22 protein-coding genes and 2 pseudogenes are annotated in these 18583 nt (G+C 50.5%); 7 read left to right on the forward strand and 17 right to left on the reverse strand.

Features of this window, described 5'->3' with window-relative positions; translation table 11 throughout:
* Positions 1–102 precede the first annotated feature (102 nt).
* From HT085_RS08065 to HT085_RS08070, 3 genes are read left to right on the forward strand one after another with little or no spacing between them, the layout of a single operon-like run.
* Complete coding sequence (locus HT085_RS08065; protein WP_003689110.1) at positions 103–252, forward strand: hypothetical protein; 150 nt, start codon at positions 103–105, stop codon at positions 250–252.
* A 28-nt stretch (positions 253–280) separates the two neighbouring features.
* Positions 281–562 (forward strand): hypothetical protein, encoded by a 282-nt coding sequence (locus tag HT085_RS11900; protein ID WP_003689109.1) that lies wholly within the window; start codon positions 281–283, stop codon positions 560–562.
* Positions 553–933 carry a RusA family crossover junction endodeoxyribonuclease gene (locus HT085_RS08070; protein WP_017147222.1) on the forward strand — a complete coding sequence of 127 codons (381 nt, stop codon included), beginning with the start codon at positions 553–555 and terminating at the stop codon, positions 931–933. Before HT085_RS11900 ends, HT085_RS08070 begins: the two co-directional genes overlap by 10 nt.
* A gap of 328 nt (positions 934–1261) precedes the next feature.
* On the opposite strand, the gene HT085_RS08075 is transcribed toward HT085_RS08070, so the two are convergent.
* The 15 genes from HT085_RS08075 to HT085_RS08145 all read right to left on the reverse strand — a co-directional run bounded on the left by HT085_RS08075 (position 1262) and on the right by HT085_RS08145 (position 12008).
* Positions 1262–2224 carry an IS110 family RNA-guided transposase gene (locus HT085_RS08075; protein WP_048596800.1) on the reverse strand — a complete coding sequence of 321 codons (963 nt, stop codon included), beginning with the start codon at positions 2222–2224 and terminating at the stop codon, positions 1262–1264.
* A gap of 511 nt (positions 2225–2735) precedes the next feature.
* Positions 2736–3095 (reverse strand): hypothetical protein, encoded by a 360-nt coding sequence (locus tag HT085_RS08080; protein WP_003689732.1) that lies wholly within the window; start codon positions 3093–3095, stop codon positions 2736–2738.
* A 120-nt stretch (positions 3096–3215) separates the two neighbouring features.
* Positions 3216–4301: a zonular occludens toxin domain-containing protein gene (locus tag HT085_RS08085; protein ID WP_003691565.1), complete on the reverse strand. Its 1086-nt coding sequence runs from the start codon at positions 4299–4301 to the stop codon at positions 3216–3218.
* A 9-nt stretch (positions 4302–4310) separates the two neighbouring features.
* Complete coding sequence (locus HT085_RS08090; protein ID WP_047917922.1) at positions 4311–4601, reverse strand: DUF2523 domain-containing protein; 291 nt, start codon at positions 4599–4601, stop codon at positions 4311–4313.
* Entirely contained in the window at positions 4580–6169 is a 1590-nt protein-coding gene (locus HT085_RS08095) for an IgG-binding virulence factor TspB family protein (protein WP_172763945.1), read from the reverse strand. The genes HT085_RS08090 and HT085_RS08095 overlap by 22 nt, the downstream gene beginning before the upstream one ends.
* Entirely contained in the window at positions 6111–6428 is a 318-nt protein-coding gene (locus tag HT085_RS08100; RefSeq protein WP_003689167.1) for a DUF1132 family protein, read from the reverse strand. Before HT085_RS08100 ends, HT085_RS08095 begins: the two co-directional genes overlap by 59 nt.
* Positions 6429–6555: 127 nt before the next feature.
* On the reverse strand, positions 6556–6834 hold the full coding sequence (locus tag HT085_RS08105; RefSeq protein ID WP_003691583.1) for a hypothetical protein: 279 nt from the start codon (positions 6832–6834) through the stop codon (positions 6556–6558).
* A gap of 6 nt (positions 6835–6840) precedes the next feature.
* Positions 6841–7059: a major capsid protein gene (locus tag HT085_RS08110; RefSeq protein ID WP_003691584.1), complete on the reverse strand. Its 219-nt coding sequence runs from the start codon at positions 7057–7059 to the stop codon at positions 6841–6843.
* An 85-nt stretch (positions 7060–7144) separates the two neighbouring features.
* Positions 7145–7348: a hypothetical protein gene (locus HT085_RS08115; RefSeq protein ID WP_003689736.1), complete on the reverse strand. Its 204-nt coding sequence runs from the start codon at positions 7346–7348 to the stop codon at positions 7145–7147.
* Between the two features lie 13 nt (positions 7349–7361).
* A complete protein-coding gene (locus HT085_RS08120; protein WP_003689737.1) occupies positions 7362–7673 on the reverse strand; it encodes a hypothetical protein in 312 nt (103 codons plus the stop codon).
* A gap of 13 nt (positions 7674–7686) precedes the next feature.
* Positions 7687–8973: a replication initiation factor domain-containing protein gene (locus tag HT085_RS08125; protein WP_003691767.1), complete on the reverse strand. Its 1287-nt coding sequence runs from the start codon at positions 8971–8973 to the stop codon at positions 7687–7689.
* A 28-nt stretch (positions 8974–9001) separates the two neighbouring features.
* The gene (locus tag HT085_RS08130; protein ID WP_003689739.1) at positions 9002–9226 is read right to left on the reverse strand and encodes a hypothetical protein; all 225 of its coding nucleotides are present in this window, start codon (positions 9224–9226) and stop codon (positions 9002–9004) included.
* Between the two features lie 395 nt (positions 9227–9621).
* Positions 9622–9828: a DUF2788 domain-containing protein gene (locus tag HT085_RS08135; RefSeq protein WP_003689742.1), complete on the reverse strand. Its 207-nt coding sequence runs from the start codon at positions 9826–9828 to the stop codon at positions 9622–9624.
* 94 nt (positions 9829–9922) lie between these two features.
* The gene (gene metZ, locus HT085_RS08140; protein ID WP_003691769.1) at positions 9923–11092 is read right to left on the reverse strand and encodes an O-succinylhomoserine sulfhydrylase; all 1170 of its coding nucleotides are present in this window, start codon (positions 11090–11092) and stop codon (positions 9923–9925) included.
* A 145-nt stretch (positions 11093–11237) separates the two neighbouring features.
* Positions 11238–12008 carry a hypothetical protein gene (locus HT085_RS08145; RefSeq protein ID WP_003689746.1) on the reverse strand — a complete coding sequence of 257 codons (771 nt, stop codon included), beginning with the start codon at positions 12006–12008 and terminating at the stop codon, positions 11238–11240.
* A 101-nt stretch (positions 12009–12109) separates the two neighbouring features.
* Here HT085_RS08145 and HT085_RS08150 point away from each other — a divergent pair, with 101 nt between their 5' ends.
* From HT085_RS08150 to trkA, 4 genes and pseudogenes are all read left to right on the forward strand, one after another.
* Positions 12110–12361, forward strand: a complete 252-nt coding sequence (locus tag HT085_RS08150) for an NGO1151 family protein (protein WP_003689748.1) — start codon at positions 12110–12112, stop codon at positions 12359–12361.
* A gap of 51 nt (positions 12362–12412) precedes the next feature.
* Positions 12413–13219: a basic amino acid ABC transporter substrate-binding protein gene (locus tag HT085_RS08155; RefSeq protein ID WP_003691772.1), complete on the forward strand. Its 807-nt coding sequence runs from the start codon at positions 12413–12415 to the stop codon at positions 13217–13219.
* Positions 13220–13525: 306 nt separating this feature from the next.
* Positions 13526–15049, forward strand: a pseudogene (locus tag HT085_RS08160) (fumarate hydratase).
* Between the two features lie 97 nt (positions 15050–15146).
* Entirely contained in the window at positions 15147–16559 is a 1413-nt protein-coding gene (gene trkA, locus HT085_RS08165; protein WP_003689753.1) for a Trk system potassium transporter TrkA, read from the forward strand.
* Between the two features lie 484 nt (positions 16560–17043).
* Here the strand turns inward: trkA and HT085_RS11905 are convergent, their stop codons facing one another.
* Positions 17044–17502 carry an autotransporter outer membrane beta-barrel domain-containing protein gene (locus tag HT085_RS11905; RefSeq protein ID WP_003689755.1) on the reverse strand — a complete coding sequence of 153 codons (459 nt, stop codon included), beginning with the start codon at positions 17500–17502 and terminating at the stop codon, positions 17044–17046.
* Between the two features lie 676 nt (positions 17503–18178).
* Positions 18179–18445 (reverse strand): annotated as a pseudogene (locus tag HT085_RS11910) (pertactin-like passenger domain-containing protein); the annotation flags it as partial.
* Between the last annotated feature and the right edge of the window lie 138 nt (positions 18446–18583).

An 18583-nucleotide genomic window follows, 5' to 3' on the forward strand; every position in this document is an offset into this window, starting at 1 on the left:
ATTGCTGTTGTTCCAAGGTCCGGATTCCCGCCTGCGAGGGAATGACGGAGGCGGCGGGAATCCGACCCCGACCCATAAAACCGACCGAAAGGAAATAAAACAATGGATACCCTGTTAAGCATCATCACCGCGCTGTCGTTTGCCGGGGCGGCGACGTTGGCGGTATGGCTTTTGGTGGAAGCCGCCGACGCGGTTTTGCGCCGCAAGCGCGACGGCAAAGGCGAAGACGACTTCGACGGCTTCGGATATTAAACACATAAAAACAAAAGGAAAAATCAAAATGGCGGAAGAAATGCGCACCTGCAAGGCCTGCGGCGGGACCAAGCCGTTGGAGAAAGGGTTTAATGCCGTCCCGCGCAAGGAAGGGGGGGTCTATTATTACAAATCGTGCAAAACCTGCCGCAACAAGGCAGTCCGGCAAAAGCGCGCGGAAAAACGCGCGGCGGCGGGAGCCGGCGCGATGACGGCGGCAAGGCTGCACGGATACATCCGCGCCGCGCACGCCGCCTGCCCGATATTGGGCGCCGGCCTGTGGACGCAACCGGCAGGGGAATGCGCGTGATACGCCTTATCCTGCCTTACCCCGTATCGGCAAACCGATATTGGCGGATTTGGCGCAACAGGGCGGTCAGGAGCGCGGAGGCGGCGGCGTATAAGTCCGTCGTCCGCCGTATCGCGCAAGAAGCGGGCGCGATGCCGTCCGAAGGCGCGGTTGCCGTATATGTGCGGCTGATACCCAAAGCGAACAAAGACGGCGGCGCAAACAAGACGGTGATCGATTTGGACAACGCCCTGAAGGTTGCGCTGGACGCGCTTCAAGGCGTTGCCTATCACAACGACAGGCAGGTGCGGCGCATTGCCGCCGATTACGCCGACGAGCCGGTCGCAGGCGGCGGTTTGGCGGTGGAGGTGGGGGAGTTGGATGAAAAGTAAAACCGAAGCGGAAAAATCACATCTGCAAAAAGTGGCGGATATAGGTTGTATTGTTTGCCGCAATTGCGGGCGGTTCGGCGTTCCTGCCGAGGTCCGCCATATCCGAAACGGTGCAGGCGCGGGCTGCGGTAGAATTTGGAATCATTTGGGATGTTTAGGAGTTTGATTTGATGTCGGGATTGTCGGATATTGACGAGATACTACTTTAATTGACAACAGCATCTTTACAATTCATTTTCAACCCATTGAATTTCAATATTTGAAAATTCACCGGATTTCAGACGCGGCAAAGCAGGCATTTAAAAAATGCCTTTTTTCCTTTCGGGATTTACGCCGATTTGTAACGCGATGGATCGTAATCTCCGCCTTTCTTATGTACGTGATACGCAATAACGGCGAGTTTACGCATCAATGCTGCGATGATGACTTTTTTAGGCTTCTTCTTTTCTTCCAGCCTTTTGATGAAGTCGGGAAATGCCCTTATCCGGTATGCGACCATGGCCGGCATAAACAAGACGGCGCGTAATTTCCTGTTGCCAAACTTGGTCAGTTTGCCTTTTCCCCTTACGCTTGTCCCGGATTCTTTTTGTTGCGGGCTTAAGCCTGCGAACGCTGCAAATTTGTTTGATGTTTCAAATTTCGAAGATGTTAGATGATGAAACAATACGGCTGCGGTCATTCTGCCTATTGCCGGTATGGTTTCAAGACGCTTCACGCCTTCCTTGCAGTTAGGCTTCTCCGTCTGCTCTTTTATCTTCTCCTTTAAAACTTCAAGCTGTTCATTCATGGCTTTGATGATTTGCGCATATGCTTTGGCCGCTTCTTCATCTTTTGCCGCGTGATGACGGTTTTTCATTGCCGCGCATTCGCTTTTGATTTGCGCGTATGCTGCGGTCATCCGTAAAAGCCTGTATTGCTCGTCCGTAGGCTTCTGCCTCTTTACAAGCTCGCTTTCCTGCGCCGACCGGCAATACTGCGCTATCAGTTTTGCATCCTGTTTGCCTGTTTTGGTTCGCTTGAACCTGCTTTCTGCATACTTGCTTATTTTCAGCGGGTTCACTACGTAAACGCTGTAATACTGCGCGAAGTAGTCGGCAACTTCTTCATAATAGTTTCCCGTTGCCTCCATGCAGATATGCAGATTCTGACATCCCAAGCTTTTCAACCGGTCCGAAAACTGATCTAAACCTTTTGAATCGTTGTCAAACTTTGCCGAATGCTCCGTTTTGCCGACCATGGCGGATGCGTCAAATGTCAGCTTGGATATATCCAATCCTACGGCGTTACGCATGGGATTACCCTTATATATTCAGAATCTGTGTTCTTTGATACTACTCAATTTCACAAACAAGAAAACCGCCCGCCTATTCTCGTCATCAAACTTTAAGTTTGTGGTTTGTTCAGGCCGGACGGTTTCGGCAAAGGGTAGCTATTCCTTTGCCGTGTCTGATTTTATTTGGGTTGCAGGTTTTGGTAAAGATTCCTGTTGCGACCCGAATGTCTGATTTTTTTTAGGCGTATCTCAGTCCGGAATCACTCCGTTAGTGGGTTTGCGGTATTGAAAAACAGTTCATAAAAAAGGAAAAGGGGGTATTCGTAAAGATTGGGTAACGCACCCAATCTTTACAAAGCTTCCCCCTTTTCCTTTTTTATGAACTGTTTTTCAATACCGCAAACCCACTAACGGAGTGATTCCGGACTGAGATACGCCCAAAAAAAAACAGCCATTCTAGCAGTTAACCCCCTTCACTCCGCCCAAGCCATCCTGAGGGGTAGTGGCTGAATTTGTGATTTTGGTTTTATCAAACAAAATATTTGACTGAAGTCACATGGCGGTCGTCATATGGGGGTTCCTTCGCACCCAAAAAATCGACCGCGTAACGGTTTACTAAAACTTCATCGTCCTTAAACTTTTGGTGCTTTTTCCGGCAATATTTTCTGAACTCCGTTAAATTTGACGGCAAGAACCCGCAACCGTCTGCACCGTAAATGTAATCAACTTCAAACAAACTGTCTTTCCGGGCAAGCCGACCATCTTTAAGCCAGAACATAGGCTCGAAATAAAAAACTTTCGACGTGTCCGGGAACTTATGGAGACGGAGAACACGTGTGAAATCCCCGTTTTCATCTACAATTTTGATATATCTTGGTTTGTGAATCATGACATCCTCAGATTTAGTATTCAGAATATGATTTTAAAAAGAACTTTCTGCTTTACGACTCCGCCGCCGATTCCTTCAAACGGTTTTCCGCGCTCTTCAGTTGTCGTACATTAAATTTTATTAGGACTTTCCGCCCATTACGAGAACTTGGGGCTTGTCCGCTTTCGCGGACTGTGCCGCCTGTTCCGTCCTTTGCCGTTCGTCCTTGTAAGGATTGAAAGGCAACCCGTTTTTCACATATTCTTTACACATTATCTTTGTTATTTCTTTCAAGGGTGTTCCTTGATTTGAATAGCATGTGCAATCTGATTTTCCGCCGTCTATGCATCCGGCGATTTGCTCAAAGGTTTTTACTTGTCGGACTGTGTTATAAATAGGCTTGCTTTCGGGCTTTTCGGGCAAAGTCGGCACAAAGTCTTCAGGTTTCAGATTGTCGGAATGCTCAAAAGGCGCTGTTTCTGATGATGCCGTCTGCTCCGTCATCGTCTGCACAACGCTTTCTTTTTGCGCTTCCTGCTCAATCCGGCTGTCTGTGGCTTTGCTGTAAACTTGAAACATGCCGTAACTTTTCCAGCCTACAAACCCTACAACCGCAATCAACGCCCAAACCGCCCAAGGCACTTTTTTCTTGAACTTTTGGTGCCGGCTTGATGATTTATAGTATTTGAAGGCTTCTTTAGGCGGTTTCCAATTTGCGGCTTCTACGCCGCTTACGCCCGCGGGATTGTCCAACGAGGTTACGCATTTATACCAATAATACTGTTTCATGCCGATTGCCTTGCGTTCAAGGTGTACATGCTTTGAAACAAGGTTGCGGACGAATATATCAAGTTGGCTCGGGTGCCGCGTCATCAAAATGACGGTATGCCCGTGATGGCGGAGTTCTGTCAGTTCCTGAATATAGGGCGGAACGGGACGGCCTGCCGCGCGTACCGGGTAAGTGTAGTGCGCTTCGCCAACAATCAGCACCGCGCCTTCCGGTATGACATCACGAAGCGGGGCGGACATGATTTGCCCTTCCGCCAGTTCGCGGGCATTGAATTTTCGTTTGTCCAATCCGTCGATATGGCAGAAATAAAGCGGCCGGTCTGCCTCCGTGCCGTCTTCCAATTCCATTTTGAACAATCCGTCTTCGTTGTTCAAAATCATAGAGACGACGCGGGGGGTTTTGCCTGCCCCCATGTTTCCCGTAAACAGATAAATCATGTTTCTACCTCATCCCGGAAAGACAAACGTCAGTTTTTTGAATGCGTGCATACCAATGAAGAACGAGAATGCGCCGAACAGGCAGCCCAACCCCTGACCGAATCCCGAAATTAAAAGAAGGTTCAATATGTCGGAAGGCATGGAATTGATCGCATTTGCCGTGTAGCCTTTGAACTTTTCCAGTGCGGCGAGATACCCGGCATAGGTTACGAATGTCAGACCTGTTGCAAGGATGATTCTGACAATCAGCATTTTCAGAAGTATGCCTAAAAGTGGAATCAGGCCGGCAAGTAATGGCATTTATTCCCCCCCAACGAACCGAAAACGACAAAAGCCGACATAATGATAAAGGCGAGCAGTACGGCAAAACGGATTTTTTCGGCAAACACGCACAACGGTTCATAGCTTGCCCGATATTGCCTGCCGAAAACATGAAAGGTTTTCGGCTGCGGACATACGCCGTTAGACGGTAAAAAGTTATGTGAAGACCATGTTTTATCGTCTGTAACCTGCGGTATGCTTATATCGTGAAACATGCGGTCCGAAGGTTTGCCCATCTCCTGACAGGCTAGGATTTCCGGAAAATAATCGCACGAAAGCCCGCCGTCTTCGCCTTCTTTCCTTTCTTTGCGATGCCTGCCGTTTGGGCGGTCCGGAACGGCCGGGGAATCGGGGCTTGTTCCGGGCTGTCCGTCCGTATCGGGATTTGCATCGGGATTCAAATCGGGGTCGGGTTCGGGATTGGGGCGCGTGCCGGGGTTCTCATCGGGGTCCGGGTTGTTTGCGGGGTTTTCGGCGGGCGATACTTCGGGCGGCGGCTGTGCGTGAGGTGCTTCCGCGCTTGCGGGCGTGAGGTCGGGACGCGGGATTACTTGTACATCCGCCGTGGTGTTGCCTTGCGCGTCCCTGCCGAATGTTGCGGCAACCTGAACGGGATTCCCGTTCCTGTCCGTGACGGGCCCCATATTCACTTTTGTTCCGGGTGCGACTTCTACTTTTTCGGAATAACCGGGATATCCGGTTGCCTTTATGTATTTGTCGGGATCGGCATCGACTTTCAACGATAAAATCTCTTCCGGCTTTTTGGCATCCATTTCTTCTTTGTATTTCGGATTGCGGCCAAGTTTAAAATAAACTCGATGAATTAAATTATCACCGTTACGTACAAAACAACCGCCGCCGTTCCAAAAAAATTCACAATGACTAAAAGGAAAAAGACGCCACTTTAAAGCAGTATCTTTAGGAATTTCTTCTTTCCGTTTATCCCAAAAAGGACGAGCAATCCTTTCCATTTGACTTTCCATCAGTTGTTGGACTTCGGGGAATCTGCTGCGATCGGGCATAAGGCGCATAATCGAACTGTCAACGCCGTAGCAGCCATAGGTTCTATTAATACGTCTTTCGTCTTCGTACCAAAGGCAATTAGCATATTCGTAGCCTTTTACAAATTTGTCGGTTTCGGGATCGTATCGGCAGCCTCGTGCCTTTATGTCTTCTTTGAAAGTTTGGTATACGTCGTGGGCTAAAAGGGCTGTTCCGACATAGGGAACCGCCCTTGTGCCGAATTTCGCGCCTTGGCGGACAAGTTTGCCGACCCCCGACAATACGCCGGCGCGGGATACGCTGGCGGTTATTTTGGCGTTGATTCGGGCTTTTGCGCCCGTGGGGATGTGCTCGAAATTTGCCGCTTCTGTGAATTTGGAAAAAGTGTTAGAACTTGAATCTAATTTAAAACCAATTGATTTTAAATTATTACTTGATTGAAATTTAATTTGTGATTTTTCTAATCTTACAGGTTCAGAATAAGAATTACTCGAACATAGAATTAAAATCAGAACTATCGGTGTACTCTTGATAAACGAATTCATGAACAGTTTTTCCGTTCTCTTCTGATTTTCTTATAAAAATAACAGACTCATCAGAAAAATAAATCTTCCAAATATTATGTGCGACCCTCTTATTTAAGAAATAAGAGAAGCTCTCTAAAATATCGTACTCTTTTACGTTATTAACAAATTCTTCAAATTCTTTCTGAGCAATAAAAGCCATCGATTGCCCAAAATACTCGCTTGACGGCTGATATTTATAAAGTGCCAACTGCGCCTGCGTGATAAACGGCTTGTTCATGGTTCTGCCTTTCAAAGGTTGTTTTGAAAGCCTGATTTTGACACCATAACTTCATGCGCTCAATCCTTAAACAGAACCGCCCCGATTAATACGGGGACGGCAACGCCGAGATAGAAATAAAAATCCATCATTTCAAAACCTTTTTCAGCAGGGAAACAAAGTAAACGGACGCGAGGACGCCGAATACTATCCGGCCTGTTTCAAGACCGCTTTGCAGGTTGTCTTTCGGACTGCATTCCGCCAATGAAAGCCTTAGCGGCTGACCGTCCGACATCTTCCACATGCTGCCGTTATATTCCGGCCTGATTATCTGTCCGTTTTCTTGGATTCTTGGTACTACCAAGCTGAAATAAAGGTTTTCGGCCCGGTGCTTCTCAAGACATTTATTTCCGACTTGGCAGTACATGCCGCCTTACTTCATCACCCTCTTAACGATGGAAAATACAAAAAGCGCGGCGAAAACGCCCACTACAATCCAACCGGCTTCCATACCGTCCGCTTTTGCGGCTTCCAAAGCGTTTTTTGCCGTTTCGGGCAACGCTGCGTTTGCCTGTGCCGCCAAAGCCAGCGGGGCGGCTGTTACAACAGCCAGTTTTGCGCCGTATTTACGGCAGGTGTTAATAAATTTCATGATATTTTCCTTTACGAAATTTTTAAAAAAATGTGTTTGCGGGCTTTGTGAAGGTTTTAGAGACCGCCTGCCGAGCCTCTTAAACTTAATCTTCTTTTTCGTAGAATCCGAAAATTACAAATTCCCCGCCTATCTCTTCCAATGCCGAGCTAAAAGCGTCTTCATAGCTGTCATATTTACCGGCTGATTTGATGTTCGACGTAAATCCAATATCGCCAAACGAATCGGGATAGATGAATTCGTGATTTTCCAATTCCTGTACGATAAATTTCTGTTGGTATCTGCTCATGATTCAGCCTTTCTTAGGCTTTAGGTGCTGCGCCCTTTACTTGGAAATCCAACAATTTCTGCACTAAGCCTTTTCCTGTTGATTCCATGGCAACGGTTAGATCAACCGCACAGGGGAATTTAAGGTTTTTCAATTTTTCAAAATTATGGCTGTCACCAAACTTCATGCTTTCCGAGGTAAAGCCCACGGCATTGCCGTTTGACGGCATGGGGCTGGCTACCAAGACGGTGCATGAATCGATTTTGTTACCGTCGATTTCGCCTTTGAATTTTTTTGCGCCCAACAAAGTGGCGGTATATGTGGTTACTTGGCTTGTTTCAAACATTTTTCAATTTCCTTCAGTTGTTTAAAAAATCGGATATTTGACGTTCCTCGTACTCAATATCCTTGATGTGTTGCCGTTCCCTGTCTTGAGGAAATGCGTATTCTCTCTCTTCAATCAAATCATCAAACAGTGTTTCAATGTTCAATGCGTTAATGGCTTTCTGTTCTTCGTGGATATACTGGAATTTCTGCGTTTGGTTTTTGCAATCGTATTGCTCAGGCTGTAAACCTTTTGGATAACCTTCAACGCCTTTCACCAGCTCATCAACTATCCTGCTATCGTCCCACCCTATATCGCGGAGGAAATTAACCATCTTGCCGACTTGATTCCTTGCATGAAAAAGCTTAACGTCGAATATCAGATTAACGTTTTTAACTTTTACTTCCATGCGCTTGGCTTCTGTCTTAAAAATCTCCTTGCAAATCGGATATGCGCCGCCTAGATACGACCCCGAATAAAGTAGGACATCCAAGGGTATTTCTATATCCCCCTCAAACCTGACCCAAGGGCTATCAACATCTCCAAACTGTCTGCCTTTCTCGTAAACACGGGTAAATTTTGAATTTTCGCGCTTGCCGATGTAAAAAGTTTTTCCACTGCCGTCTTCATTGCGCCATGCCGTGCCGCGACATTCGCTTTTTGGCCGCATATTGTGTACGTCGTAATGTCCGTTATCGTGGTCTAACATTGCCTGATCGGGTGTGTACTCTCCGTTGAAAAAATCATGGGCGACATCGATACGGGTTATTTTGGGTCGGACGCATTTACTTAAAAATTCATACAATCGGTTTTCCCAACCGGGTAAAGCAGCCATGCAGCCTGTACCGTTCAATTCAACCAACATCGTTTCACATTGGCCGCCGTAATGAACCTTTCCGTATTCGACGTTATCGGGCCCGAATTGATAACAGCTTTGATAGAAAAACTTTCCTTTAAACGGTAATTTTTTGGTAATGCCGAATCCCAAGATTTCTTCAAGCAGCTCGCTATACCGGACAACGAATTCCGTATCTGATACCAATCCCTTTCCGGTTACTTTCGTCATGGAATTTTCATGTATCGTGAAAGTGATTTGGTCTATGAACGCTCCGTCATCCCTGCCACGCCTTAACGGTATTTCTATAAATCTGCCTTTGCCGTCCGATACAAAATGACTGAAATACTCGAATTGAAATTCTTGGTTTTCTGTTTTTTCCGCACCCTTCGGATTTGGGGTTTTATTTTGCTCCCCCCCTATTAGCCTAGGGGGGCAGCCTACGGCGGTTGCCGCAGCCCCGCCGTCCGCTAACGCGTCCGCCATGTCCGCGGACACCGCCAAGGCTTTATCTTCAAAGGCTTTCACGGTTGCATTCCTTATGCATCAGTTCTTTAACAAACAATCTGCCGTATTCATACGCTTCGTTTTCGGTCTTTTGCTTCAAAGTCGGATTGCAGATATAAAAAGAAACTGTTGTGATGCATTGGGATTCGTAGCCTTTATCCTTGAACACTTTCATGATGTATGCTTTGGGGAAATATACGTGTTCGGGATTGACAGTATAGAAAATAAACATGATTAAGCCCCTTCACTGACTAGAGTTAAGGGGCTTTACAAGGATTAAAAATATGCGCCCCTTATGGAGCGCAATATATAAGGTTTTAGATTGCGAGAATTTATCCGCTCCTCCGTCATTCCCGCGAAAGTGGGAATCCGGAAATGAAAGGCAACAGGAATTTATCGTAAATGACTGAAACCGAACGGACTAGATTCCCGCCTGCGCGGGAATGACGATGTAAAATTATCCGGGATTCAAAAAGACAGGCTTTCGCATCCGTGGGAATGATTGCGGAAAGATGATTTTTATTTTGTCATAAAAACCCGCACCTTAATCAGTTGGCGGTTAAATCAAACTTTTAGGGTGCAGATTACTTTTTATGATTTCAGACGGCATTTCGACAGACGGCAAACCTATTTGGGCAATACCAAAAACTTAATCAATAACTCTTTGAACACAAAACCGAACACACCCAAGCCCAAAACCAAAAACAAAACGGCGATGCCGAATTTGCCCGCTTTGGACTCCTTGCCCAAATTCCAAACGATAAAACCCAAAAAAATAATCAAACCGGTCAGGCAGATTTTCAACGCCCAATCGGCAAAAACCGCTTCATCCATATTTTTTCCTATTGTTGATGTGTATGCCATACGCAATAAGGGTTTCAGACGGCATCTGCCGCATTTTTCCGCCGATGCCGTCTGAAACACGCAATCAGCGCGCGAGTGCCTGTTTCAAATCGTCAATCAAATCGCCAACATATTCCAAACCGACCGACAGGCGCACCAGTCCGGGGCGGATACCGGCGGCGAGTTTTTCTTCGGGCTGCATCCTGCCGTGCGTGGTTGTCCACGGATTGGTGATGGTCGAGCGCACGTCGCCGAGGTTGGCGGTACGGGAAAAGAGTTCCACGCCGTCCACGACTTTCCACGCGGCTGCTTGGTCGGCGACTTCAAAACCGATGACGATGCCGCCGCCGTTTTGCTGTTTGCGGATAAGCTCCGCCTGCGGATGGTCGGGCAATCCGGTGTAGTACACTGCTTGAACCTGCGGCTGCTCTTGCAGCCATTGCGCGATTCTCAAGGCGTTGTCAAACTGTTTTTCCATACGCAGCGACAGGGTTTCCACGCCGCCCAACAACTGCCACGCGTTAAACGGCGACATCGCCAAACCGCAAGAGTTGCAGTAAACGGCGACCTGCGCCATCAGTTCTTCCGAACCCGCCAACACGCCGCCCATCACGCGCCCGTGTCCGTCTATGGCTTTGGTGGCGGAGGAAACGGAAATATCCGCGCCGTGTTTCAAAGGCTGCGAGCCGACGGGCGACAGCAGGCTGTTGTCCACCACCAAGAGCGCGCCGATGCCGTGCGCCAATTCCGCCAAGGCTTCCAAGTCGGCCACTTCGCCCAAGGGGTTGGACGGCGTTTCCAAAAACAGCAGTTTGGTGTTGGCTTTGACGGCGGCTTTCCATTCATTTATATCAGTCGGCGACACGCGGCTCACTCCGATGCCGAATTTGGTAACGATGTTATTGATAAAGCCGACGGTCGTGCCGAACAGGCTGCGGCTGGAAACCACATGGCCGCCCGCCTGCAGGAAGGTGAAAAACGCCGCCTGAATCGCGGACATGCCGGTCGAAGTGGCGACCGCGCGTTCCGCGCCTTCCAAAGCGGCTATGCGTTTTTCAAAGGCCGCGATGGTCGGGTTGGCGGTACGGGTATAAGTGAAGCCTTTGATTTTTTTTGAAAACAAATCGGCAGCGTGTTGGGCGTTGTCCCACATGAAGCTGCTGGTCAGGAACAATGCCTGATTGTGTTCGCGGTATCCGGTTTGTTCTTTGCCGCCGCGTATGGCGAGCGTTTGCGGATGAAGTTTTTTGCTCATCGGTGATTCCTCGGTTTTGTCCGTTCGGCAACGGGGCGTGCACCCGTTGTTTAATTTATTAATATTTTGCGCCTGTTCCATGAGGCTTTCAAGTCGGACGGGCAGGAAAATGCCGTCTGAACACGGCTTTCAGACGGCATGGCAATCAGCGTTTGTATTTTAATTCGTACTTGATGTCGTTGAGGATTTTACGGACATCGTGTTCCAACACGTCTTCGACTACCGCACCCGCCTGCTCGTGCAGCATTTGCTGGAGCTGATAAGTAAAGAGCGCCATCTGCTTCTGCACCGCCGTACGGATCATGCCGTTGACGGTATCGGTCAGATGCGGGCGCAGGCGTTTGATCAACCGTTCGGTCAGCTCCTGTTCGGACAGGCAGAACACTTCGCGCCGGTTGACGGCTTTCGGGTTCAGGATATTGATTTGGACGGGCATCAACGCCTCTTCCGCACCGCCTTCGCCGTTTTCCGCAACCCCGTCTGCCGCCGTACCGGATTCTGCCGCATCGGCGTTTTCCCCGCCCTCAATCTGTGCGGTTTCAAATTCGGCACTGTCTTTTTTGGCATCGAACCGGATTCTCCGCCGCGATTCGATGTGTTTTTCCGAAACCGGCATTTGCAGGGAAGCCTGCGCGTTGAGCCAGTTTTCCTGAAGGACGATCATCGGGTCGGTTTCGACTTCCTCGCCGCAATCGGCAACGGCGCTGTTGTGTTCTTCCTGCCATTTCTTCAGATACGCCTTTAACACACGGTCTCGGTTTGCATCGTCCAATTTCGGTATGGGCTCTTCCTTTCCGACTTCAGAAGGTTTGGTCAGCGGCACATAGGCAGGCGCGGTATTCATACGGCGCGTCTGACGCAGGTTTTCCAGGCGTTTTTCCCAATTCGGCTCTTTATCCTGATTGTTTGTATCCATTTTTTCGGCTTCCGGTTCTTAATCTTTGCAGGCGGGCAAACCCGCGCCCAAAGCGCAGTTTGATATAATGGCGCATTTTAACAGATTCGCGAGGATACATCATGGGCAGCATCGAACAGCGTTTGGAATATCTGGAAGAAGCAAACGATGTGCTGCGTATGCAGAACCACGTCCTGTCCACCGCCTTCAAAGCCCTGATCCGCGCCCTTCCCGCAGACACCGCCGAAATCGCGGTCGAGTCGATTCAGCTTGCTTTTGAGGACGCCTTGGCAGAATTGAGCTATGAGGACAGCCCGCATACGGATTTGTTCCACGACGTTACTTATGCGTTTTTCCGTGAAAAGGAACGTTAATTTTATGTTAAACTGATTTTTTAGGCTTTTTGATTACCGAAAGGAATTTTGATGAATATGAAAAAATGGATTGCCGCCGCCCTTGCCTGTTCCGCACTCGCGCTGTCTGCCTGCGGCGGTCAGGGCAAAGATGCCGCCGCGCCTGCCGCCAACCCCGGCAAAGTGTACCGCGTGGCTTCCAACGCCGAGTTTGCCCCCTTTGAATCTTTAGACTCGAAAGGCAATGTCGAAGGTTTCGACGTGGATTTGATGAACGCGATGGCGAAGGCGGGCAATTTTAAAATCGAATTCAAACACCAGCCGTGGGACAGCCTTTTCCCCGCCTTAAACAACGGCGATGCGGACATCGTCATGTCGGGCGTAACCATTACCGACGACCGCAAACAGTCTATGGACTTCAGCGACCCGTATTTTGAAATCACCCAAGTCGTCCTCGTTCCGAAAGGCAAAAAAGTATCTTCTTCCGACGATTTGAAAAAGATGAACAAAGTCGGCGTGGTTACCGGCCACACGGGCGATTTCTCCGTTTCCAAACTCTTGGGCAACGACAATCCGAAAATCGCGCGCTTTGAAAACGTCCCCCTGATTATCAAAGAACTGGAAAACGGCGGCTTGGATTCCGTGGTCAGCGACAGCGCGGTCATCGCCAATTATGTGAAAAACAACCCGGCCAAAGGAATGGACTTCGTTACCCTGCCCGACTTCACCACCGAACACTACGGCATCGCGGTACGCAAAGGCGACGAAGCAACCGTCAAAATGCTGAACGATGCGTTGGAAAAAGTACGCGAAAGCGGCGAATACGACAAGATCTACGCCAAATATTTTGCCAAAGAGGGCGGACAGGCTGCGAAATAAGCCCGCCCGTCCGAACAAAATGCCGTCTGAAGCCCTTTCAGACGGCATTGTTCATCAACCGGTCCACAATGAACTGCCTGCTGATTTCTCCCTACCGCAAAGCAACAGGCAAAGATTACAGATATCAAAATCCGAATAAAACAGTATTTTATTAAAACAAATTGATAATCAAGAGATTAGAATTATGTATTGTCTTCACCGTACAAACGCTGGCACTATTTCAACCTGATAAAAAACAGCCTTCAAAAAGGTTGTTTAAAACAGCAGCAGACACTTACCGCCACAACCTTGAAAAGGAACACAATCATGACCGTTATCAAGCAAGAAGACTTTATTCAAAGTATCTGCGATGCCTTCCAATTCATCAGCTACTACCATCCAAAAGACTACATCGACGCGCTTTATAAGGCGTGGCAGAAGGAAGAAAATCCCGCCGCCAAAGACGCGATGACGCAGATTTTGGTCAACAGCCGTATGTGTGCCGAAAACAACCGCCCCATCTGCCAAGACACAGGTATCGCAACCGTCTTCCTCAAAGTCGGTATGGATGTGCAATGGGATGCGGACATGAGCGTGGAAGAGATGGTTAACGAAGGCGTACGCCGCGCCTACACTTGGGAAGGCAACACCCTGCGCGCTTCCGTCCTCGCCGATCCGGCCGGCAAACGCCAAAACACCAAAGACAACACCCCCGCCGTCATCCACATGAGCATCGTGCCGGGCGGTAAAGTCGAAGTAACCTGCGCGGCAAAAGGCGGCGGCTCTGAAAACAAATCCAAACTCGCTATGCTCAACCCTTCCGACAACATCGTCGATTGGGTATTGAAAACCATCCCGACGATGGGCGCGGGCTGGTGTCCTCCCGGCATCTTGGGCATCGGCATCGGCGGCACGCCCGAAAAAGCCGTGTTGATGGCGAAAGAATCCCTGATGAGCCACATCGACATCCAAGAATTGCAGGAAAAAGCCGCGTCCGGCGCGGAATTGTCCACCACCGAAGCCCTGCGCCTCGAACTCTTTGAAAAGGTCAACGCGCTGGGCATCGGCGCGCAAGGCTTGGGCGGTCTGACCACCGTGTTGGACGTGAAAATCCTCGATTACCCGACCCATGCCGCCTCCAAACCGATTGCCATGATTCCCAACTGTGCCGCCACCCGCCACGTCGAATTTGAATTGGACGGCTCAGGTCCTGTCGAACTCACGCCGCCGCGCGTCGAAGACTGACCCGATCTGACTTACAGCCCCGACAACGGCAAACGCGTCGATGTCGATAAGCTGACCAAAGAAGAAGTGGCAAGCTGGAAAACCGGCGACGTATTGCTGTTGAACGGCAAAATCCTCACCGGCCGCGATGCCGCGCACAAACGCCTCGTCAATATGCTCGACAAAGGCGAGGAGTTGCCCGTCGATTTCACCAACCGCCTGATTTACTACGTCGGCCCCGTCGATCCGGTCGGCGATGAAGTCGTCGGTCCCGCAGGTCCGACCACAGCCACCCGCATGGACAAATTTACCCGCCAAATGCTCAAACAAACCGGCCTCTTGGGCATGATCGGCAAATCCGAGCGCGGCGCGGCCACCTGCGAAGCCATCGCCGACAACAAGGCCGTGTACCTCATGGCAGTCGGCGGCGCGGCATACCTCGTGGCAAAAGCCATCAAATCTTCCAAAGTCTTGGCGTTCCCCGAATTGGGTATGGAAGCCGTTTACGAATTTGAAGTCAAAGATATGCCCGTAACCGTCGCCGTGGACAGCAAAGGCGAATCCATCCACGCCACCGCCCCGCGCAAATGGCAGGCGAAAATCGGCATCATCCCCGTCGAGTCTTGAAGCGCAATGCCGTCTGAACGCAAAATCTGCCTTCAGACGGCATTTCCGCCGCCGGTTGCGGTACAATCCACCATTTCATCACCCGGCGACCCATACCGTGAAAATCCTCATTTTAGGCAACGGGCAGGTAGGTTCTACCGTCGCGCAAAACCTTGCCGCCATCACCAACAACGACGTAACCGTTATCGACATCGACGAAAAAGCATTGCAGGAAACAGGCAGCCGCCTCGATGTCCAAACCGTTTTCGGCAACGGCGCATCCCCCTTCACATTAGAACGCGCCGGCGCGGAAGATGCCGACTTGCTGCTCGCGCTCTCCCGCAGCGACGAAACCAACATCGTCGCCTGCAAAGTTGCCGCCGACCTGTTCAACATCCCCGGCCGCATCGCGCGCGTCCGTTCCAGCGAATACCTCGAATACCTCAGCCCCAAGCTCGAAAACAACGAAAACGGCAGCCTTTCCATATTCGGCATAACCGAAACCATCAGCCCCGAACAGCTCGTTACCGAACAGCTTGCCGGCCTGATAGACTGCCCGGGCGCATTGCAGGTTTTACGTTTTGCAGACGACCGCGTGCGGATGGTCATCATACAGGCGCGGCGCGGCGGGCTGCTTGTCGGACGCAGCATTGCCGACATCGCCCAAGATTTGCCCGACGGGGCCGACTGCCAAATCTGCGCCGTTTACCGCAACAACCGCCTCATCGTCCCCGCGCCGCAAACCGTCATCATCGAAGGCGACGAAATCCTGTTTGCCGCCGCCGCCGAAAACATCGGGGCGGTCATACCCGAATTGCGCCCCAAAGAAACCAGCACCCGCCGCATCATGATTGCCGGCGGCGGCAACATCGGCTACCGCCTCGCCAAGCAGCTCGAACACGCATACAACGTCAAAATCATCGAATGCCGGCCGCGCCGTGCCGAATGGATAGCCGAAAACCTCGACAACACCCTCGTCCTGCAAGGTTCGGCAACCGACGAAACCCTGCTCGACAACGAATACATCGACGAAATCGACGTATTCTGCGCCCTGACCAACGACGACGAAAGCAACATTATGTCCGCCCTTTTGGCGAAAAACCTCGGCGCGAAGCGCGTCATCGGCATCGTCAACCGCTCAAGCTACGTCGATTTGCTCGAAGGCAACAAAATCGACATCGTCGTCTCCCCCCACCTCATCACCATCGGCTCGATACTCGCCCACATCCGGCGCGGCGACATCGTTGCCGTCCACCCCATCCGGCGCGGCACGGCGGAAGCCATCGAAGTCGTCGCGCACGGCGACAAAAAAACTTCCGCCATCATCGGCAGGCGCATCAGCGGCATCAAATGGCCCGAAGGCTGCCACATTGCCGCCGTCGTCCGCGCCGGAACCGGCGAAACCATTATGGGACACCATACCGAAACCGTCATCCAAGACGGTGACCACATCATCTTTTTCGTCTCGCGCCGGCGCATCCTGAACGAACTGGAGAAACTCATCCAAGTCAAAATGGGCTTTTTCGGATAAACCGCTCCATTCCGGACACATTGCCGCCAAGCGGTATGGAAGCAAAAATAATAGTAGAGTGGGCTTCAGCCCACCGCTTCAGACGGCATCCGCCCCCCCCGTCATTCCCGCGTAGCGGGAATCCGGCCTGTTCGGTTTCAGTTGTTTTTGGGTTTCGGGTAATTTCCAAATCGTCATTCCCGTGCAGGCGGGAATCTAGACCATTGGAAAGCGGCAATATTCAAAGGTTAGCTGAAGCTTTAGAGATTCTAGATTCCCGTTTTCACGGGAATGACGAAAGGTTGCGGGAATCCAAACCATTGAGCAACAGCAATATTCAAAGATTATCTGAAAGTTTGAGGTTCTAGATTCCCGCTTTCGCGGGAATGACGAAGTTTCAGACGGCATCGCCCGCCTGTTTTGATATGGCAGCAAACCGCCCCGACAAAAAAACAATCCGGAACGCGTCTGACCGTTCCGGATTGTTTTCAGGCGTATCCGCGCATCAGAACATACTGCGCACGCCCATATTGACCTGCCAATTCTGGCGCATCGTGTGCATCGAAGACCTTTGCGCCTCAAAATAAAGCTGCCGTCCGTTTCCGGCATTGCGGCGCACCACGCCCAAGCCGTATTCCAACCAGCCGCCCCGGTGTTTGAATTCCTCCACGGCAGAGCCGTTGAACCTGTGGCGGATCGTGCCGATAAACTCGCGTTTGTACATCAGCTTGCCGTAGATGTTCAGCCTGCCGCCGTCCAAACCGTCCACGCCCGCCCGAAAGCCGAACCGCCCCATCAGGCTGCGGAAGTTGTCCGTCTCGGCAGACAGCCCGTTTGACAGCGGAAAGCCGTAGCCGCGCGTAAACCAGTAAGACAACTGCACTTCCGGCTGCCACCGATAGGTTTTTGCCGCCGTCTTGTTTTTCCATCCGCCTACCGGCTTCGGCGGAAAGCATATAGGCATTCAGGCGCGCCTCGTTCGATTCGACCCGTTTGCCGGCGTAATTGGTCAGCCCGTAGCTGCCCTTATATCGGGCGATGTTGGCGACCAAATCATAATAAGCCCTGCTTTCCCGGTTGAGCCAGGCGGAATAAACACCTGCCGCCCTGCCGTAGATTTTGCCGCTGCCGACGTAGTCTTCGGAAGCGTAGGACGATTGGAGGTGGCGGAGCATCAGCCCTTTGTAATGAATCCATTTATCGCCGAACCCCGTCCTGTTGAAGCCGCCGGCAAAGCCCCAATAGCGGTTGCCGTAACCGCCCACGCGGTAATCGCTGCGGCTGCCGGAGAATTTTCCGCCGACGCGTTTGATCCAAACGTTGTTGTCTTCCTGCGGCGTTCCGTCGGCGTGGATTTCGCCCATACGCTGCACCAGCGTTTCATCGGAAACCGCGTTCAACTGATACAACGCCTCGCCGAAAAGGACGCTGCTCGATGCGCCCGGCGTCAGGGTATCCGGGTAGAGGTAGAAGTCCCGCTTACCGTCTGTGGAAATATTGACCTTTTTGGAAGCACCCGACTCACCCAAGGCAAAACACCACCCTCCCTGTTCCGTACAGCGGACATTCAATTTGTATGATGCTTTATTTGATGCTTTATTGTCTTCTTGATTGCCCTTGTTTTCGACCAGTTTCAGATATTCCCTTCCCGTCGTTTTTGCCTTGGCATCGTCCATATATTCGATGATGTGCGTCCCTTCGCTGCCTTTTCGGGTAATCAGCTTGTCCGATTCTCCTTTGACGATGTCGCCATACATTTTGAACACGCCGCCATCGCCCTTGAGCTTGCTCACGGACACTTTGACGAATTTATTGTTGTCGCTAAATTCGACCTGCGCGTCTTCCGACAAATCCAACTCTTTCAGCATTGAATCATTGGTAACCGTCCAGCGCGCGCCGTTGCTCATTTTGAGGTTGACGGCGTTTTTTGTTTTGTCGTCGATAATGCTGTCTTTAAGCCAACCGTTTTCATCGAAGAACTTTTCAGATCTTTTGATTTCTTCTTCGAGTACCGCAACCTTTTCTATGTCTTCTTTTAGACGTTC

Origin of the sequence: Neisseria gonorrhoeae (assembly GCF_013030075.1) — a bacterium.
GTDB classification, from domain to species: Bacteria; Pseudomonadota; Gammaproteobacteria; order Burkholderiales; family Neisseriaceae; genus Neisseria; species Neisseria gonorrhoeae.

Bases quoted from the DNA above. Each gene is read 5' to 3' on its own strand.
- HT085_RS08065 (WP_003689110.1), top strand. From the start codon at position 103: ATGGATACCCTGTTAAGCATCATCACCGCGCTGTCGTTTGCCGGGGCG.
- HT085_RS11900 (WP_003689109.1), top strand. From the start codon at position 281: ATGGCGGAAGAAATGCGCACCTGCAAGGCCTGCGGCGGGACCAAGCCG.
- HT085_RS08070 (WP_017147222.1), top strand. From the start codon at position 553: ATGCGCGTGATACGCCTTATCCTGCCTTACCCCGTATCGGCAAACCGA.
- HT085_RS08075 (WP_048596800.1), bottom strand. From the start codon at position 2,224: ATGCGTAACGCCGTAGGATTGGATATATCCAAGCTGACATTTGACGCA.
- HT085_RS08080 (WP_003689732.1), bottom strand. From the start codon at position 3,095: ATGATTCACAAACCAAGATATATCAAAATTGTAGATGAAAACGGGGAT.
- HT085_RS08085 (WP_003691565.1), bottom strand. From the start codon at position 4,301: ATGATTTATCTGTTTACGGGAAACATGGGGGCAGGCAAAACCCCCCGC.
- HT085_RS08090 (WP_047917922.1), bottom strand. From the start codon at position 4,601: ATGCCATTACTTGCCGGCCTGATTCCACTTTTAGGCATACTTCTGAAA.
- HT085_RS08095 (WP_172763945.1), bottom strand. From the start codon at position 6,169: ATGAATTCGTTTATCAAGAGTACACCGATAGTTCTGATTTTAATTCTA.
- HT085_RS08100 (WP_003689167.1), bottom strand. From the start codon at position 6,428: ATGAACAAGCCGTTTATCACGCAGGCGCAGTTGGCACTTTATAAATAT.
- HT085_RS08105 (WP_003691583.1), bottom strand. From the start codon at position 6,834: ATGTACTGCCAAGTCGGAAATAAATGTCTTGAGAAGCACCGGGCCGAA.
- HT085_RS08110 (WP_003691584.1), bottom strand. From the start codon at position 7,059: ATGAAATTTATTAACACCTGCCGTAAATACGGCGCAAAACTGGCTGTT.
- HT085_RS08115 (WP_003689736.1), bottom strand. From the start codon at position 7,348: ATGAGCAGATACCAACAGAAATTTATCGTACAGGAATTGGAAAATCAC.
- HT085_RS08120 (WP_003689737.1), bottom strand. From the start codon at position 7,673: ATGTTTGAAACAAGCCAAGTAACCACATATACCGCCACTTTGTTGGGC.
- HT085_RS08125 (WP_003691767.1), bottom strand. From the start codon at position 8,973: ATGGCGGACGCGTTAGCGGACGGCGGGGCTGCGGCAACCGCCGTAGGC.
- HT085_RS08130 (WP_003689739.1), bottom strand. From the start codon at position 9,226: ATGTTTATTTTCTATACTGTCAATCCCGAACACGTATATTTCCCCAAA.
- HT085_RS08135 (WP_003689742.1), bottom strand. From the start codon at position 9,828: ATGGATGAAGCGGTTTTTGCCGATTGGGCGTTGAAAATCTGCCTGACC.
- metZ (WP_003691769.1), bottom strand. From the start codon at position 11,092: ATGAGCAAAAAACTTCATCCGCAAACGCTCGCCATACGCGGCGGCAAA.
- HT085_RS08145 (WP_003689746.1), bottom strand. From the start codon at position 12,008: ATGGATACAAACAATCAGGATAAAGAGCCGAATTGGGAAAAACGCCTG.
- HT085_RS08150 (WP_003689748.1), top strand. From the start codon at position 12,110: ATGGGCAGCATCGAACAGCGTTTGGAATATCTGGAAGAAGCAAACGAT.
- HT085_RS08155 (WP_003691772.1), top strand. From the start codon at position 12,413: ATGAATATGAAAAAATGGATTGCCGCCGCCCTTGCCTGTTCCGCACTC.
- HT085_RS11905 (WP_003689755.1), bottom strand. From the start codon at position 17,502: ATGCCTATATGCTTTCCGCCGAAGCCGGTAGGCGGATGGAAAAACAAG.